This is a genomic window from Paenibacillus sp. FSL E2-0190 (genome assembly GCF_037992965.1).
Lineage (GTDB): Bacteria > Bacillota > Bacilli > Paenibacillales > Paenibacillaceae > Paenibacillus_AQ > Paenibacillus_AQ odorifer.
The window spans coordinates 5961097-5977767 of sequence record NZ_CP150306.1; the positions used below are offsets into that span (position 1 = coordinate 5961097).

Genomic DNA, 16671 nt, shown 5'->3' on the forward strand with positions numbered 1-16671 from the left:
GGGGATTTGATTACAATACATTGTATAAGGTTGCAGTCTATCGACCTATTCCTCAGGAGGGACATCATGAACGATTTAGAAGGGCTTACGCCCGAACAAATAGAGAAGATTAGTAAAGCCCGTGAACGTGTGATCGATTCTATCGGCAAAAACATGGATCTGTATGGCATTACCTTGTCTATTGGACATTTATACGGTTATATGTACTTCAATCAAGGTCCAGTGACACTGGATGAGCTCAGCAAAACAATGGGAATGAGTAAAACGTCCATGAGTACGGGAGTCCGTACCCTTCTAGATCTGAAAATGATCGACAAAGTATGGGGGAGAGGGACGCGCAAAGACTTGTTCACCACTGTGCCTGACTGGCATCAGAACTTCAGTGATTACTTCTCTATTAAATGGAGAAAAGCCGTCGAAGGTAATATGATCTCACTAGCGAAATCACTTGCAGAAATTAACGATATGAAAAAAGAGTATAGTGACGATAGTAAACTTATGCAGCTCTTAAATACAGATGAAGAAAAAATAACTGAATCCATTAACTACTACCGCTGGTTGCTGAAACTAATAGAATCTTTTGAGAGTGGCAAAATTTTTGAATTTATCCCTAAAGAAACTTAAATCAAACCCACAAAAAACACACAAAAAAACGACAGTGCTCCTGTAAAAGGAAAACACTGCCGTTTTTTTCGTTTACCCTTCGATCAAGCTTACATCATCCAAATAAATTGTACTGCCCGCGCTAATTTCACTATTCGTCTCCGTACTATTCCCATCTATAAGCCCTAGCAAAAACACCAGATGAACACCAGCGTCTGTAGCCCCATTCATTGTAAAAGTGTAGCTGTATTCGTCCATATTCTGGGTCAAGGCTACAAGCTCAGCTTCCATATATTTGGTGTAGTCCCCGCCTTTATGCTCCACAGCTACCTGAATATTGCGGTTTACTGTAGAACGAGCTTTAAACTTCAAGGTGTACGTTTTTCCCTGAACGAGCTTGAGATTTTCGTAATCCACCTGTGCGCTATAAGGGGCTTGCCCGGTACCTGTTAAGTTGATAGCAAATTCCCCCTCTTGAACAGAAGCAGATCCGATTCCGTCAAAATACTGGCTCCAGCCCGTTGCATCTACATCGAAGGTTCCATTATCCAGCGTACCGCTTGGCGGTATTACTGGTGGACCCCCTTGTACCTCCCTGACCACAATATCGTCAAAAGAAATCGTATGCGGCGTACTATTAGCCGCAGGATCAGCGCCCAGCGTTTTGCCGATCAGATAATTAAGCTTCAGCGGGTTGCTGTTCGACACCGTAAATTGTGCTGTATAAGTAGCCCAATCCGCATGAATATCAAACTTAGCTTGCGCGGAAGCAGCTGAAGTATTGGAGTATTCTAACACAATTTGGCGCGGAACCGTTGATTTCGCTTTGAAGCTCACCTCATACGTTTTTCCGCCCTCCAGTGGAATACCCTCTTGGAAAAATTGTGTATGCCACACCTCCCATCCGGCCGACGTAATCAGAATTTCAGCTACGCCATCCTTCACATTAAACGCGGAGACGCCACCTTCTCCGGACCATGTAGTCCAGCCCGTCTTATCGCTGCCAAACGAACCATTGATAACTAGATTGTTATCATTAGCTAGAATAGTCTGCGCGACAGTTGCAGTAACATAATGTTCAGCCTCAACAGTAATGGTATAACTTCCTTCTGCCGGAAATACTGCTGCTTCAATTGTGATTTTCCCCGGTTCAATAGTGTACTGCTCTGCATTAAGTGTTGTACCGTTAACCTTTACCGCCATGATTTGATTCCGCCAATTTTCATTATCGATAAAAGTAAGCTCAATCGGCTGCGAAACTCTGTTATTGCTGCTGTCGCTTAGCAGCTCCTGCGGTTTGGCCGGTGCATTTTTGATCTCAAATTTCACATTGTCAATGATAATATCATGGTTTTGGGGAATACTAATCCCCTCAACCTTCCCAAGCAGGAATTTAAGAGACAATGTATCCTTGCTGCCTTGCCGGAATTCGAATCTGTAATGATTCGTCTCCGGCATTACCTCCACAATATTGCTGAACGAGGCCTTATACGTACCATTTTCTACGTTCACCCCGATTTTGCGGATTACGGTTGAACTGGCATCAAATTCAACCACATAATCCATTCCAGCAGCAGCTTTCAAGTTGTTCTGAAACAACATTACAGAATACGCCTGACTGCCGGTATTCGTAATGCTAAATTTTGCTGCTCCATCTGCAACCGTAGCGCTGCTCTGACCACCCTGCTCTGTCAACAGGCGATCCCAGGCGCTAAACCCAAAGTTAAATTCACCATTCAGGAGCGGGTAATATATTAGCGATGGATCAAAATAGAAGCTAGTACGTATCATCTGGAAGTTATCCAGAACGACTGTATCCACAGCTCCGTTTAACAGTAATACGAATTGTCCTTCATGATCGGTTGCACCTCTAAGATTGATAAAGGTGGCTTTAATTTTTTGCTCACCTTCGCTTAAGCTAACCGGTTGTTCTGCCTGTACACTGCCGTCTTTTCCTAGTAGTTGGACCGTTCCTGTGCGTGCAGAGGAGACTGAAGCATTGAAGGTAACCTCGTAGTCCTGCCCTTGAATGAGCTGAATTCCCTTCTGAAGTAACCGAACCTCACCATTTTCACTGCCGCCAATCTGTAGCTTTAACTGGCCATTGTCATTAACGCTTGATTCTACCGTTGCACCACCAGCTGCTTCCGTATGCCAATAACTCATCCGATTGGGTTCCCCAATATCGAAAGTACCATTGTACAGATGATTACCGTTGGGCAGCGGTTCCTTCGCACTATCATGCGGGAATTGAATATTCTCAATCTCTTCTAATCTGACATTACCAAACCATACCGGTGAAGTATTGGTACCCACGTTGAACTCGACGCGTGCAGCAATATCTGAGTTCTCCTTCATTTGAAACATCGTTTCGTAATGCGTCATCGCTGAAGTTAGATCTACCTTAAGCGATGGAGAATACGCTGCAAATCCACGAGATTCTCCACCTGTTAACCGAACGCTCATACTGCGGGACATATCGGTTTTGGCATCGAAGCTGAGTTTATAGAACCTGCCTTTAGCTATAGATACGATAGCTTGGGGTTGAATCGAATAAAAATTGCCGCCGCCACTGCTGATATCTACCTTCACATAATTGCGCTCCCCAATAGGAACGGTAGAAACCGTAGCTTCAGCCCCTGCTTCTTTATAAAGTGCCCAATGTGCGGTATTCGGGATTCCCATACCGCCATCCCCCGGCACCTGCTCCGAATAATTGTTGTTATAAACCATGTTGCCGTCTGCCAGTGCAAGCTTGGAGCCTTCTGGATAGGCTGCCTTCTCCAGTGTAACTGGAATAGGCTCGCGGTACTCACGACCTGTCAGCTCGTAGACTCTAACGTAATCAATCTCCATCGATTTTGGAAATACGGTTTCGCTAGTCGGATCACCATCAAAGTTACCGCCTACGGCCAGATTCATCAGCAAATGGAACTTCTGATTAAACGGCGCTGGATACACATTATTGGCAGGCTGCCCATTGCTGATGCTGTACCAGTCATTTTTGGTCGAATATAATTCACCATCCACATACCAGCGAATTTCGCCCGGCTCCCACTCAATAGAGTACGTATGGAACTGCTCAATCGTAGCGTTGTCCGGAAATACATACTCTTTGCCGGAGTATACATTGTTCGGCGCCATACCGCCGTAATGAATCGTCCCCGCTACCGTGTCTGGACGACTGCCCCAGCCTTCCATAATATCAAGCTCACCGGAAGCAGCCCAAGTCCCGTACACATCGTTCTCCGGCAGCATCCAGATCGCCGGCCAGTACCCTTTTCCAGTAGGTGCTTTGGCCCGAATTTCAAATTTCCCATATTTCTTACTAAACAACCCTTTAGTCTTAATCCGTGTAGAAGTATATTGTTTGCCAGCTTTTTCTTCTTTGTGGGCCGTAATGATCAGGTTACCGTCCTGTTCCTTTACATTCTTCTCATCGTTGGTATACCACTGCTTCTCATTGTTTCCCCAACCTGGATTGTTGTATTGCGAACCATCTCCAAGGTCATAGGTCCACTTTGTAGCATCAATCTCTCCATCATCAAACTCATCCCCCCACACCAGTGTCCACGGATCAGTGGTTGGTGTTGGCGTGGCTGTTGGCGTGGCTGTGGGTGTTGGTGTTGGTGTTGGTGTTGGTGTTGGTGTTGGTGTTGGTGTTGGTGTTGGTGTTGGTGTCGGTGTCGGTGTCGGTGTGGCTGTTGGTGTTGGTGTTGGTGTTGGTGTTGGTGTTTCGATTGGCGTAACAGTTGCCGTAGGTGTCGCCGTTGCTTCAGGTGTGGAGTTTGGTGTCGATATTGGACCTACATTCCCCGAACTGCTTGGCGCTGAGCTTGCTATTGGCAATGTTGTTTTGCCAGTGTTTCCTTTTTTTAATGCTACACCGCCAATCGTTACTCCATCGGCTTTGTTATCTATTGTGGTTACGCTTCCGCTGCCTTGAATTGCTGTACCTCCAGCGCTCGTAGATAGGATTAGTGCCGCCACTTGTGAATTGTTCTCCAATGTTAATTGGGTCGGACTTCCCAGAGTAAGGCTGCCGACAGTTCCAAGGATTCTTAACAAAGAACCGCTGACTGCTGAGTCTGCCGAACGAACCGCTGCAAATGTTCCGCGAAGCGAAATATTGTGAGGAACGACATTCATCTCAACATCCCCAAACCCTGCCCCGGTAAGATCGCTGCTTTCTTCCAAGATTGCCCCAGATAGCAGCTGCACTGTACCCACAGCTGTCGACCCGCTGGCATAAATCCGAACCTTACCATTAGGCTTGGCTACTTGAAGCAGTCCAAGAGAAGTATGGTGTAAGCCGATACTTTGCTCGCCGCCTCCCCGTACAAAAGTAGTCCCAGTTACCTTTACACCTTCAAGCTTTGCATTCCCGTCAGCTATCCCCTCGGTTAGATAAAGATTACCTTGGATGACCGTGTCTTTAAGAATCACATCAGCCCGATTAATGACTACATTGCCCTTAACTGTTCCTAGTGAAGTCTCTCCTGATTTCAGGAGGAGTCCCGAAACCATTCGATCAGCCAACTGAGCTAACTCTGCACGGGTGATCCCACCATCTGGCTTAAACAAACCTCCAGGATATCCTTTTACAAAACCTGCACTCGATAGAACAGCTATTGCTTTTGCGGTTTCATCGCTGACTCCGTTCAGATCGGTGAATGCTGCTGTACTGCTTTTGTCTGCATTGAAACGAAACACTTTCTCCAATGCTAACGCCGCCTCAGCGCGCGAAAGTGCTTTTGAAGGATAAATATTGTTCTTCTGATCACTGCTTAAATATCCAGCTGCAATCCCTTTGGCTATATCATTTTTATACCAGTCTGTAGCCTGGACATCAGCGGGAACCTTATCCGATTGCTCCTGATAATTAAATATACGATTCATAATAGCTGCGAATTCTGCCTTCGTGACTTCCTTACCCGGACGAAACGACCCGTCGTCATATCCGCTTATGATCCCATTTGCGCTCCAACGCTGTAATGGGCCTGCGGCCCAATGACTTGGAGATACATCGGTAAACGCTTTCAATCCATTGATTGGTTCATTTTCCACTTTCATTGCCGCTGAATCAGGTGAGTTTTCCTTTAACCCCTCTGCCGCTGAAGCATTCATGCTCCCAACCGGTGATAGCAGCCCGGTGACAAGGAGCATAGCAGCAAGCGCTGCTGTGAAATTCCTTTTCATCCTAAACATCACTCCTCGAATTTCGTAATATTCGTAATTCAAGCGAAAAATCGAAATCGGTTTCGACAATGCTATTGTTGCTTAGTTTTCTATTTTTGTAAAGATGTAATTTTGAATTTTTTTACATAGATTGTTTTGGAATAAATCTGCATAGTGAAATATATATTTGACTTGTTTCGGCAATAATAATAGACTGAAAATAATTGAATTTTTATTCACCCTATTCATAATAACTCGCAAATAACCGCTCTAGAACAGTCTTTTTCTCAAATTTCAACTATTTAGCGGAGGGTGGCTTTATTAACTATGAATATCAAAATGATTGCCGAAATGGCCGGCGTTTCTGTCTCGACTGTTTCGAAAATTATGAACAATTACAGCGATGTTTCCGAAAAAACCAAGCAAAGAGTTTTGGAGATCATCGAACAAACCGGATATTCACCTTCCAACTCCGCCAAGACACTCGCAACTAAGAAGTCGAATCTGATCGGGGTTATTTTTGCTGGCGAGCTTAATGTCGAATTTACCCATCCCTTTTTCGTAGAAGTGCTAAATTCCTTTAAAAAGCAGATGGGCGTTCTGGGCTACGATCTCATTTTCTTTTCCAACGAGAAATTCATCAGCAGCGGCGATTATTTCGCTCGATCTGTTCATTTTAATGTGGATGGATGTGTCATTATTTCCGGGCAAAAGATGGAGCCTACCATCCGCGATCTGGATATGAGCAGTATTCCTTGTATCGGGGTCGACCTTGAGCTAAAGGGCAAAAAATCCGGCTTTGTGATGTCAGATAACTTTCAGGTTTCTTCCAAGGTCGTGGAGCATTTTTATCTACTTGGCTATAGAGAGCTTGGATTTATCGGAAGTGCAGCGGATTCAGATATTTCTAACCTGCGGGAATCCGGATATGTCAAAGCTATTGAAAGCTTCGGCCTCACTTTGAACCGTCAGTGGTTTGTTCATGGCGACGATTTCTTTGAGCCCAGCGGTTATACGGCTATGCAGCAATTAATTCAAGCCGGAAATTTACCAAAAGCCATTTTTGCGGCTTCTGATTTGCTGGCTCTGGGAGCCATCCGGGCTTTGAAAGAACACGGCCTCAGCGTTCCTGAAGATATTGCCATTATCGGTTGTGACGACATTGAAGCCTGTAAATATACCAGTCCAAAACTGTCGACCATCCGCCAGAACAAAGAACGACTTGGCATCCTCGCTGCTCATATGCTCTATGACTTGATTAACAATCAGTCTGGCGGTGGATCGTTTGTAGTGGAGCCTGTGCTTATTGTACGTGAATCCTGTGGCAGTCAATTAAATACTCAGTAATCAACAAAAAAAAAGACAACAGCCAATGTAAGCGGGTTTCCGCAAACGGCGTTGTCTTTTTATTGATTAACCGAAACGTTTCGTTATAAACATTCATTGGACATTAACTCGCCAAATTCCACCTCTTAATATGGAGTAGGTATCCCTACCTGATGATCCAAATTCAACTCAATCAATTGTCCAGCCTGGGTCAATCCGGCACCAAAACCATACATCAGGATCTTTTGTCCATTTTGTACTTTACCCTCGCGGATGCCCAAATCGAGTGCTAAAGGAATCGTGGCAGCAGAAGTATTGCCGAAATTCACAAGACTGTGCAGCACCTGCTCCAGCGGATAATTTAATCGCTCACAAATTGGCTCAATCATGCGCATATTAGCGCTGTGTGGAATAAACCAGTCTACTTCCTCCAGAGTTACCTCCGCTTTTTCAAGCAGTTGTTGCACACCTAAAGGAACCGTTCTGACCGCCCAGCGAAACACTTCACGTCCGTTCTGTACCAGCATTTGTGTATCTACCAGCTCAATATTGTTTACAGTATGGGCAAGCCCCGTACGGTACACATGATGTGCCCCACCGCCATCACTTGCCAGCTGGAAGCCCAAAAATCCCGTCGACTGCTCATCACTTTCCACAAGTACAGCTCCCGCTCCATCCCCAAAAAGAATACATGTACTGCGGTCAGTATAATCCGTAATCTTGGAGATCGTATCCGCACCAATAACCAGTACCTTGCGATGCATTCCTGAAGCCACATAACTGTGAGCAGTATGCAGTGCATAGACAAAACCCGCGCATGCTGCACTCAAATCCATAGCACCCGCAGTCTGTGGAATGTTAAAACGATTTTGAATCAAAGAAGCTACTGAGGGAAAGGAAAAGTCAGGTGTGCTCGTAGCTACCAGGACCATATCGACATCCTGAACGCTTTTTCCATAACGAGTCATAAGATCCTGCACAGCTGCTGCACATAAATCACTTGTATACTCATCCTGCCGACTAATTCGACGCTCACGGATTCCGGTCCGTTGCACAATCCATTCATTATTTGTATCTACGATCTGTTCCAGATCGGCATTAGTCAGTCTTTTAGCTGGGACATAGGTTCCGATAGCGGTAATTTTTGCACCTGTCATTCCAATCACCTCTTCAATTAGTATCTGATATTAGTACTTGGTACTAATTATAACTCTGTGCCTGCTAAAAAGTAAAGAAGGCCGGTAAAGCATCCTAGCTTCCCGGCACTTCCGAAACCTTACGAACCCACTTAGAACCGTTTTCTATTACGCTGCTTTCTTTTTCTGATAAACAATATAATCGCAGTTACAATAACCACCACTAAAATGATAAGCACAATCACGATATTCCATACATTAGGCACATAAACCTGCATTTGAATTGGCTCTGTATCCGCTAGTGTAACATTCCAAGTAAGGGTTCTGCCGTCCTCCACATTTGCATTATTGTCTCCATATAAATCCACAGGTAACGTTAATTTAAAGTCAAAAGCCATGTTTTGCAAAAACGCCCGAATAATCGGCTTCGATAAGCTGAGCGATCCCATATTATCCATTATGGTGTCTATGTAACTATTTAATTTAGGCTTCGCCTCAACATCATATTTGGTATAAACCCAATAATCTTTGGTATCTAATTTCAGGTCCACAATATCTAAGTCACCAGAGAGTGCTTTCATTTCCTCAAAAGAGGCATAAGATTTCATGAATTCATAGACTGTAGATTTTCCATCTTGGCTTTTCTCTAGCTCAATCCCCTGATCTTTAAGTTTGTTTACCAGAGCATCTTCCATTTTTCCGCTAATCAACGCTTCTGCCCGCGAATTCACTTTCATATTCACTGCAAAATCTACGCTTCCATTCTTATTCACTGTGACATGCGCTGTTCCTTTAGAACAGCCTGATAATAGTACAAGCATTAAGAGCAGCCCTAGTAACGAAAACCCTCTCCATTTTGACAACAACATTTCCCTCAAACCCTTCACTAACATGTATTTATATAACGGCTACCCATTCTATAAAGGCTACCTCATTTATATCATAGAATCAAACTCTATATGAATGAATAATCAAATTTGAGGACCGTCAAACTTAAACTTTATACGCGCATAAAAAAGAGGCCCTCACAGAAGTAACTATTTCTACTCATGAGGTAACCTCTTTCAAAAAAACATCAGCAAATTTAATGTTACTTGAAGTGCTCGTTGTCGCTTGGGTGCACGATGTTACTTGAAGTGCTCGACGTTACTCTGGATGCTTAATGTTACTCGAAGTGCTAGTTGTCGCTTGGGTGCACGGTGTTACTTGGGCTTTCAAAGTCGCTTTCGGACTCCAGAGCCGTTATTTCCGCACAAACGTCTCTTTTCATAAGCTATCGGACTCCAGAGTCACTATTGCCGCAAAATCACCCCATTATGAGCCATTTCACGAGGAATAGCGCCCCTCCAGTCCGAAACTAACCGGAAAAGGCTCTAAATTAGCAAATAGCGGCAGTTGAGTCCGAAAGCACAACGCCAGACCTCCCGCAACCGCCCTACTGCCCCTAAACTAATCAATTTTTAAGCCACAGAGTTGATCTATGTTACTTGAAGTGCTCGATGTTACTCGGGATGCTTAATGTTACTTGGAGTGCTCGACGTTACTCGGGATGCTTAGTGTTACTTGGAGTGCTCGACGTTACTCGGGATGATCAAAGTTACTTGAAGTGCTCGCCGTTACTCGGGATGATCAAAGTTACTTGAAGTGCTCGCCGTTACTCGGGATGATCAAAGTTACTTGAAGTGCTCGACGCTACTCGGGATGATCAAAGTTACTTGAAGTCCTCGACGCTACTCGGGATGATCAAAGTTACTTGAAGTGCTCGTTGTCGCTTGGGTGCACGGTGTTACTTGGACTTTCAAAGTCGCTTTCGGACTCCAGAGCCGTTATTTCCGCACAAACGTCTCTTTTCATAAGCTATCGGACTCCAGAGTCACTATTGCCGCAAAATCACCCCATTATGAGCCATTTTACGAGGAATAGCGCCTCTCCAGTCCGAAACTACCCGCAAAAGGCTCTAAATTAGCAAATAGCGGCAGCTGAGTCCGAAAGCACACTGACCCGCCCGCAACCGCCCCACTACCGCCCTCCCACAGCCTCCCTACTATCACACTACTGTCGCACTACTGTCGCACTACTGCAGCACTACTGCAGCACTACTACCACCCTACTGCCGAAACAAAAACACTACTCCACAAACAACATCTGACTCTAAAACCACTCCATTGCCCATCAAGCTGGGCTTATAGAGTCCCGCTTATGTGGTTAACGAGGCGCTTCTTTTCCCCGCTCCATGTAGTGAAGCATTCTCTTCACTCAAGCCGGTGTCTGCTTGTCGGAGAACCTTTCGCCCCCTCCAGCGCGCCAAAACAAGCAAACCTCTCACCAATTCGTCGGCTATCATACAACAATAGATTCCTATGAGTCCCCAGCCGAAGCTGATTCCTAACCAATAGGAGCAGCCCACGCCAATGAGGGACATAGACACGATGGAAGTATACATCGTATAACGCGTATCCCCGATGGCATTCAGCGCGTTGCCGAGGGCCATATTCAGCATTTTGGAGGGCTGTAGCAATAGATTTAGAGCTAACAAAGAAACCCCGATCGCAATAATTTTCGGATCAGATGTGAAATAAGCGAGCAGTTGTTTTCCGAACAGGAATAGTAACAGCATGTTAGCTGACACAATGCTCAAACCAATGAAGAGTGTACGATATGCACTGCGGTAAGCTTCTTTCAGTTTGCCTGCTCCGAATAAATGAGCAATCTGTATCTGCCCCGCCAGCGCAAAAGCATAACCAAGCGTGAAGCAAAAGGACTCCAGGGTGTTAAGATACGTGCGTGCTGCTAACGCTTCGGCTCCAAGTGCAGCCAGAAAGGAATACACAATAAGCTGGGAGAATACCCAACAGGAAGAATTGATCCCGAGAGGCCAGGCAATCTTCAGAATTTGCTTGAACAGCTTGCCATTGAATATACGGAAATCTCTAAGTCTAACCTTGATCTCGAAAGAACGCCGGAATAAGGAGTAGAGAATAATCACTCCGACCAGTCTACTGACAATACTGGAGATCGCGATGCCCGCAAGGCCTAGCTGTGGCAGACCGAATACACCAAATATAAAAATATAGTTCAGAATTATATGGATGACATTGATTATAATCCCTGTGTACATCGGCCCTTTGGTATTCCCTGTGTTCCGGATAGCGGTACCGAGGGAAGCGATCATCCCTACCATAAAAAGTCCACCGCCGACGTAGGAGATATAGACATTGGAAAGTGACAATAGCTCAGGTGCTATATTTAGAACCCCACCAATAGGGCCCGCATAGAAAAACAATACAATACTCACGACAATCCCCAACACGAGGCTAACCGTTACCCCCATAATAGCAATCGTGCGCGCTTCACCAAAACGTTTGGAGCCCATTCTCTGTGCGATCAGAATCCCCGCTCCACCCGCAAATGTTGTAAAAAGTGTGGTCAATGCACCGAACAATTGATTGGAAATGCCGACTACGGCGACTGCATCATCAGAGATACGGCTGACCATTAATGTATCTACCGTACCCAGCAGAGTCTGTAGAAATACCTCTATAAATATAGGCCAAGCCAATACCCAGAGCCCAAAACCCTGTCTTTCTTTTTTCACTATACAAACCCTCCTCGTAAACCATACCTACAGACTTAGCCTAAAAAATAACATCTTTATTCATTATGTCAGACTAAATTATAGATGATATACTTTGGATGATGGTACAGATTTCAAACCAATTATTACATTATTCCAACCTCACTAAAAGGAGCTTCTGACATGAACATCTTGAACTTCACCGTTCCTCCGTTGCTGTACTACATTGTAAGCGGATTCCATACTTTCTCCCCCGGCCATTATCATATGAGCCGCCATAATACCCGGGTGTTCGATTTGCTTGTAGTTAAACAAGGCTGTTTATATATGAGTGAAGGCGGTCTCCCTTTTCAAGTAAAAGCAGGTCAGGCGCTCTTACTTCGTCCAGACAGCCATCATTTCAGTACGGATAGCTGCAAGGAATCCACCTCTTATTATTGGCTGCATTTCCAAACGGTGGGCGACTGGAATATGACCGAGGATACGACTGCTAGGCTTGAGAAAGACAACGTCAAAATAGAGAACTCCCTGCAATCTGACGAATTTGATATCCGGCCGTTTAGCTTACGCTTGCCTCAATATACAACTCTGCTGCAGCCGTCCAAGATGGAAGAGCTGCTCTCGCAGCTGAATCAGCTTGTGCCTAATTCCCATTTAAGCGATACTCCATTTCAGCAGCAGCTGTTGTTTCAGGAGGTTATACAGCAGTTATCCGCCTCCCTCAGCCATGAGCGCCCCTCGCCCTCCAAAATATGTGCAGAGCAAGCGGCCTCCTATTTACGCAGCCATTTTCGTGAGCATATCACTGCGCAGCAGCTCGGGGAAAGTCTAAGCTTTCACCCTGTATATATCGCTCGTTGCATGAAGAAGGAATACGGCTGTGCGCCGATGGAATATCTGCTGCATTATCGGATTCAGCAAAGTAAACTTTTGCTGATGCAGACCAGCTACACAATTGCCCGTATAGCCGAGGAAGTTGGCTTCAATCAGGCGCCTTACTTCAGCTCCAGCTTTATTCGAATAGAAGGAACCACTCCACGGGAATTCCGTCAACGTTTCTCGTAAATCTGAGTACGTTAAAGAACACAAAAAAAGGGATGCTCCCTGCCATTAGGCTTAAGGAACATCCCTTGCTACTTTTATTATTTCAAACCTTTCTCCTGCACATAAGCATCCCATTGCTTGATATATTCGGTCTGGATTTTCTCAAGACCGGCTTGCTTAGCCTTTTCCATAAAGGTGGCTAAACCCGCATCAACATCCTCTACTAATCCAGCTTGCAATGGATACAGGTATTGCTTTTCCACCTGCTCTAGTGCTGCTTTTTCCGCCTGATAAGAGGTATAATCCTCAGCAAAACCGGTGAAAATATCCGGCTTCTGAATTTTGTCGAGCTCAGCGAAAATTTCCTTCACGCCATCATAGGATTTATCAAATAGCATGAACTCCGGATTCCGCCAGGCCCAGCCATTCATTCCCTCGCGTGTAAAACCGTTCGTTGAAGCATCTCCAATAAGTTCATAGTAGCCGTTCGCATCAATTTTATAGTTCTTTCCTTCCACACCGTATTGTGTCAGCTGATTATAACGTTTATCCATGACCATTTTTTCATAGAAGGCCAGTGCACGTTCAGGGTTCTTGCTGCTCTTCGGAATGGCGAAACCATTATGAATAGGATGAACTGGTGTTGCATAACCAATGGTATTGCCATAAGGATAGTAACCTAGATCCCAATCCGGATGTGCTGCTTTCACCTTCATCAACGTATCGTTGAAGCGAGTCGGATTATCTCCGAAGATGCTTGCTGCCTTGCCCGCGATAATCGGAGCCTGGATGGTATCCTTCAAGTTCAGGACGTTTTTGGAAATCAATCCGTTTTCCTGCCAGCGTCTCATCGTCAGCAGCTCTTCTTTATGTTCCTCCGAGCCCCAATACAGATAAGCTTTTGAAGGATCATCGTACTTAATACCAATACCATAAGGCAGGGGACTGCCGACCTGTGCGGTAAGTGTTGAATATACATCATGAATGTTACCTCTTACATCACTGTTAAAAGAAGCAGGTGACATCTGCGGTTCATTTTTCTTGATTCCTTCCATGTATGCTTCATAGCTAGCCAGATCTGTCGGCTGAGGCAGATTGTATTTCTTGCGCAGATCCTCACGCCATACGAAGCCGTTCGTTACATACTCCTTATAAGTCGCTGGAACGGTGTAAATCTTGCCATCAATCTTCACAGCATCCCACATTTCCTGTGGTACGAATTGCTGGAGTTCTGGGGCAGCTTTAGGCAGCAGATCATCAATAGCTAAAAAAGCTCCCTTTTTCGCATAAGCCTGATATTGTGTCCAGTCCGCAGTGAAGATCAGATCGATTGATTGACCCGACGACAGCAGCAGCTTATATTTCTGATCCCAATCTGTCCAGGTTGTATAGTTGAATTTAACGGTTGCATTCAGATCCTCTTCGGCCATTTTGTTAATTTCCGCTTCAATGCTTGAGAGGTCCTTCGGCGCATCGCCTAGCATATAGAATTGCAGCTCGACCTTTTTGGAAGTGTCCAGTCCGGTCTTCTCCTCCGTCCCTGCGTTCGTACTTTGTGCTGTGTTTCCTCCGCTATTACTCTCTTTTACCGCCGCATTGTCTCCGTTTGCAGAATTAGAATTCCCCCCGCAGCCTGCCAGCAGCGTCAAGCCCAGTACTGACGTAAGCAGAATAGACATGCGTTTGCCCCGTTGTTTATTCATCTGAATCCTCCCTTTTCACTATGCTTCTATGTTAGCCGACTGTACCTTAACCCGGTAGTGGGCAGGTTGCGGTTCTAACCTTTTACAGCGCCGATGGTCAGGCCTTTGACAAAATAACGCTGAACGAACGGGTACAGAAAAAGAATAGGTCCCGTCACGACAATTGCCATCGCCATTTTGGTAGACTCAGCAGGGACCTCCGTAGCCAGTGACACCCCGGTTCCCGCCCCCATCTGTGCGATAAACTGTGCTGAATTAATAACATTGTACAGATAGAATTGCAGCTGATATTTATGCGTATCATTGATGAACAGTGAAGAGGTGAACCAGTCATTCCAGTAATACAAAGCCAGAAACAAACCGACTGTAGCGATGCCCGGCATGGAAAGCTTGAGTACAATCTGCCAGTAAATCCGGAAATCACCGGCCCCGTCTATTTTGCCAGAATCGAACAATTCCTCAGGAACTGCTGATTTGATGAAGTTTTTCATTAAAATGATCAAAAATGGCGTCATCAGACCTGGAAGCACCAGTACCGCATAGGAATCCAGCAGACCGAGGTATTTCGTAATCATGATGTACCACGGGACAAGTCCTCCCCCAAACAAAGTCGTAAAGTATATATAGAAGGAAAAGCTATTTCGATATTTAAAATCTTTACGCGCCAGTACATAACCCGCCATAGTCATGAAAAAAAGTCCCATTACCGTTCCAATAGCAGTTGTGCTGACTGTGACCGCATATGCCCGCAGCACCTCATCCGGGAAGATGAATACCGTCTTGTAGCCCTCCAGTGAGAACTGTGCCGGAATCAGATGATAGCCATCGCGAATAATGGACTCATTGCTGGTCAAAGATGCAGAGATAATTAGCAAAAAGGGCAGCAGGCAAGCGATCGATAAGCCAATAATGACCACATAGGCAATCCAATGAAGCATTCGCGTATATTTATCCTTTTGAATTTTCATTTCTTATCCTCCTAGAACAGGGCGTAGTCATCGTTTATTTTGCGGATAATGTAGTTGACCGTCATAATGAGGACGAAGCCGAACAAGGATTGATAGACCCCGGCAGCCGTTGCCATGCCCACATCAAAGGTTACTTTAAGCGAACGGTATACATAGGTATCAAGGATATCCGTCGTATTGTAGAGCAGCCCGTTATTGCCTATTAATTGATAGAAAAGATCGAATTGGCCCTTCATAATACTCCCGAGCGCAAAGAGCAGCAGCACCACAAAGGTTGATTTCAGCATCGGCACCGTTATATACCAAATCCGTTGGAAAATATTAGCGCCATCAATTTTGGCCGCTTCATAATATTCGTCACTAATCCCCGTAATCGCCGCCAGATAAATCACCATGCTGTAGCCAAGATTTTTCCATAGATAAAAGATAATGATCAGAAAGATCCATGCCCAAGGTTTACTGTAAACGTCGACCGGATCAAGGCCAAATTGGGTAAGCATTGTATTTAAGAAACCGCTGTCATAATTAAACAAGTTGTAGACAATTACGCTGAGAATTACAAAGGATACAAAGTAAGGCAGAAACATTACCGATTGGCTAATCTTTTTAAACCATTTTCCATTGAGCTCACTCAGCAGGATCGCACAGACAATTGCCAGCACATTCCCTAGTACAATAAAAGCAATATTGTATCCTATCGTGTTCATCGTGAGCTTCACCAGCGTACCGGATCTCCAGAGGAACTCGAAATTCTGTAATCCCACAAACTTGGAGTTGAACATGCTGCTGTTGAAGTCGAATTGAGTGAACGCATAATAGATGCCTACCATTGGAAAATAGGAATTCACCAGAAAAAAGATCAAGGTGGGCAGCAGCATCAGAAACATTACCCGATTGTGCACCAGCTCATACAACAATCCTTTCTTCTTTCTTGTCGTTCGTAAGCGTGCTCTACCATCAGTCTGGATGCCAAGTTCGACGTTTGAAATTCCTTTGGATGAGGTTTGGCTCAAGATCTCTCACTCCCCTTAATATAGAAACTGCATAATTCCACTATAGGGGGATTCTTCTGAACACAGAAGTGAAGCTTACAAGCCTTACTGCACAAACTGGCGAAACAGGAACTGAACAATCAGGAT

10 protein-coding genes are annotated in these 16671 nt (G+C 45.0%); 3 read left to right on the plus strand and 7 right to left on the minus strand.

Going from position 1 to position 16671, the window contains the following annotated elements:
• Nucleotides 1–66: 66 nt before the first annotated feature.
• Nucleotides 67–624 carry a transcriptional regulator gene (locus NST25_RS26170; protein WP_036685364.1) on the plus strand — a complete coding sequence of 186 codons (558 nt, stop codon included), beginning with the start codon at nucleotides 67–69 and terminating at the stop codon, nucleotides 622–624.
• A gap of 72 nt (nucleotides 625–696) precedes the next feature.
• On the opposite strand, the gene NST25_RS26175 is transcribed toward NST25_RS26170, so the two are convergent.
• Nucleotides 697–5802, minus strand: a complete 5106-nt coding sequence (locus NST25_RS26175) for a carbohydrate binding domain-containing protein (RefSeq protein WP_340392798.1) — start codon at nucleotides 5800–5802, stop codon at nucleotides 697–699.
• A 306-nt stretch (nucleotides 5803–6108) separates the two neighbouring features.
• Here NST25_RS26175 and NST25_RS26180 point away from each other — a divergent pair, with 306 nt between their 5' ends.
• Nucleotides 6109–7128: a LacI family DNA-binding transcriptional regulator gene (locus NST25_RS26180; protein ID WP_076128026.1), complete on the plus strand. Its 1020-nt coding sequence runs from the start codon at nucleotides 6109–6111 to the stop codon at nucleotides 7126–7128.
• 125 nt (nucleotides 7129–7253) lie between these two features.
• Here NST25_RS26180 and NST25_RS26185 read toward each other — a convergent pair whose 3' ends face one another.
• The 3 genes from NST25_RS26185 to NST25_RS26195 form a co-directional block, all read right to left on the minus strand.
• Nucleotides 7254–8264, minus strand: coding sequence for a ketoacyl-ACP synthase III (locus NST25_RS26185; RefSeq protein WP_076128027.1), 1011 nt, complete (start codon nucleotides 8262–8264; stop codon nucleotides 7254–7256).
• Between the two features lie 131 nt (nucleotides 8265–8395).
• Entirely contained in the window at nucleotides 8396–9112 is a 717-nt protein-coding gene (locus tag NST25_RS26190; protein ID WP_175623587.1) for a hypothetical protein, read from the minus strand.
• Nucleotides 9113–10440: 1328 nt separating this feature from the next.
• A complete protein-coding gene (locus NST25_RS26195) occupies nucleotides 10441–11838 on the minus strand; it encodes an MATE family efflux transporter (RefSeq protein WP_340392799.1) in 1398 nt (465 codons plus the stop codon).
• 162 nt (nucleotides 11839–12000) lie between these two features.
• On the opposite strand from NST25_RS26195, the gene NST25_RS26200 reads away from it, so the two are divergent.
• Nucleotides 12001–12882, plus strand: coding sequence for an AraC family transcriptional regulator (locus NST25_RS26200; RefSeq protein ID WP_076306995.1), 882 nt, complete (start codon nucleotides 12001–12003; stop codon nucleotides 12880–12882).
• A gap of 77 nt (nucleotides 12883–12959) precedes the next feature.
• Here the strand turns inward: NST25_RS26200 and NST25_RS26205 are convergent, their stop codons facing one another.
• The 3 genes from NST25_RS26205 to NST25_RS26215 all read right to left on the minus strand — a co-directional run bounded on the left by NST25_RS26205 (nucleotide 12960) and on the right by NST25_RS26215 (nucleotide 16419).
• Nucleotides 12960–14570: an extracellular solute-binding protein gene (locus tag NST25_RS26205; protein WP_139329889.1), complete on the minus strand. Its 1611-nt coding sequence runs from the start codon at nucleotides 14568–14570 to the stop codon at nucleotides 12960–12962.
• A gap of 68 nt (nucleotides 14571–14638) precedes the next feature.
• Nucleotides 14639–15532 carry a carbohydrate ABC transporter permease gene (locus NST25_RS26210; RefSeq protein ID WP_036685379.1) on the minus strand — a complete coding sequence of 298 codons (894 nt, stop codon included), beginning with the start codon at nucleotides 15530–15532 and terminating at the stop codon, nucleotides 14639–14641.
• Between the two features lie 11 nt (nucleotides 15533–15543).
• Nucleotides 15544–16419 carry an ABC transporter permease subunit gene (locus NST25_RS26215; RefSeq protein ID WP_094903677.1) on the minus strand — a complete coding sequence of 292 codons (876 nt, stop codon included), beginning with the start codon at nucleotides 16417–16419 and terminating at the stop codon, nucleotides 15544–15546.
• Nucleotides 16420–16671 lie beyond the last annotated feature (252 nt).

Bases quoted from the DNA above. Each gene is read 5' to 3' on its own strand.
- NST25_RS26170 (WP_036685364.1), top strand. From the start codon at position 67: ATGAACGATTTAGAAGGGCTTACGCCCGAACAAATAGAGAAGATTAGT.
- NST25_RS26175 (WP_340392798.1), bottom strand. From the start codon at position 5,802: ATGAAAAGGAATTTCACAGCAGCGCTTGCTGCTATGCTCCTTGTCACC.
- NST25_RS26180 (WP_076128026.1), top strand. From the start codon at position 6,109: ATGAATATCAAAATGATTGCCGAAATGGCCGGCGTTTCTGTCTCGACT.
- NST25_RS26185 (WP_076128027.1), bottom strand. From the start codon at position 8,264: ATGACAGGTGCAAAAATTACCGCTATCGGAACCTATGTCCCAGCTAAA.
- NST25_RS26190 (WP_175623587.1), bottom strand. From the start codon at position 9,112: ATGTTGTTGTCAAAATGGAGAGGGTTTTCGTTACTAGGGCTGCTCTTA.
- NST25_RS26200 (WP_076306995.1), top strand. From the start codon at position 12,001: ATGAACATCTTGAACTTCACCGTTCCTCCGTTGCTGTACTACATTGTA.
- NST25_RS26210 (WP_036685379.1), bottom strand. From the start codon at position 15,532: ATGAAAATTCAAAAGGATAAATATACGCGAATGCTTCATTGGATTGCC.
- NST25_RS26215 (WP_094903677.1), bottom strand. From the start codon at position 16,419: ATGTTTCTGATGCTGCTGCCCACCTTGATCTTTTTTCTGGTGAATTCC.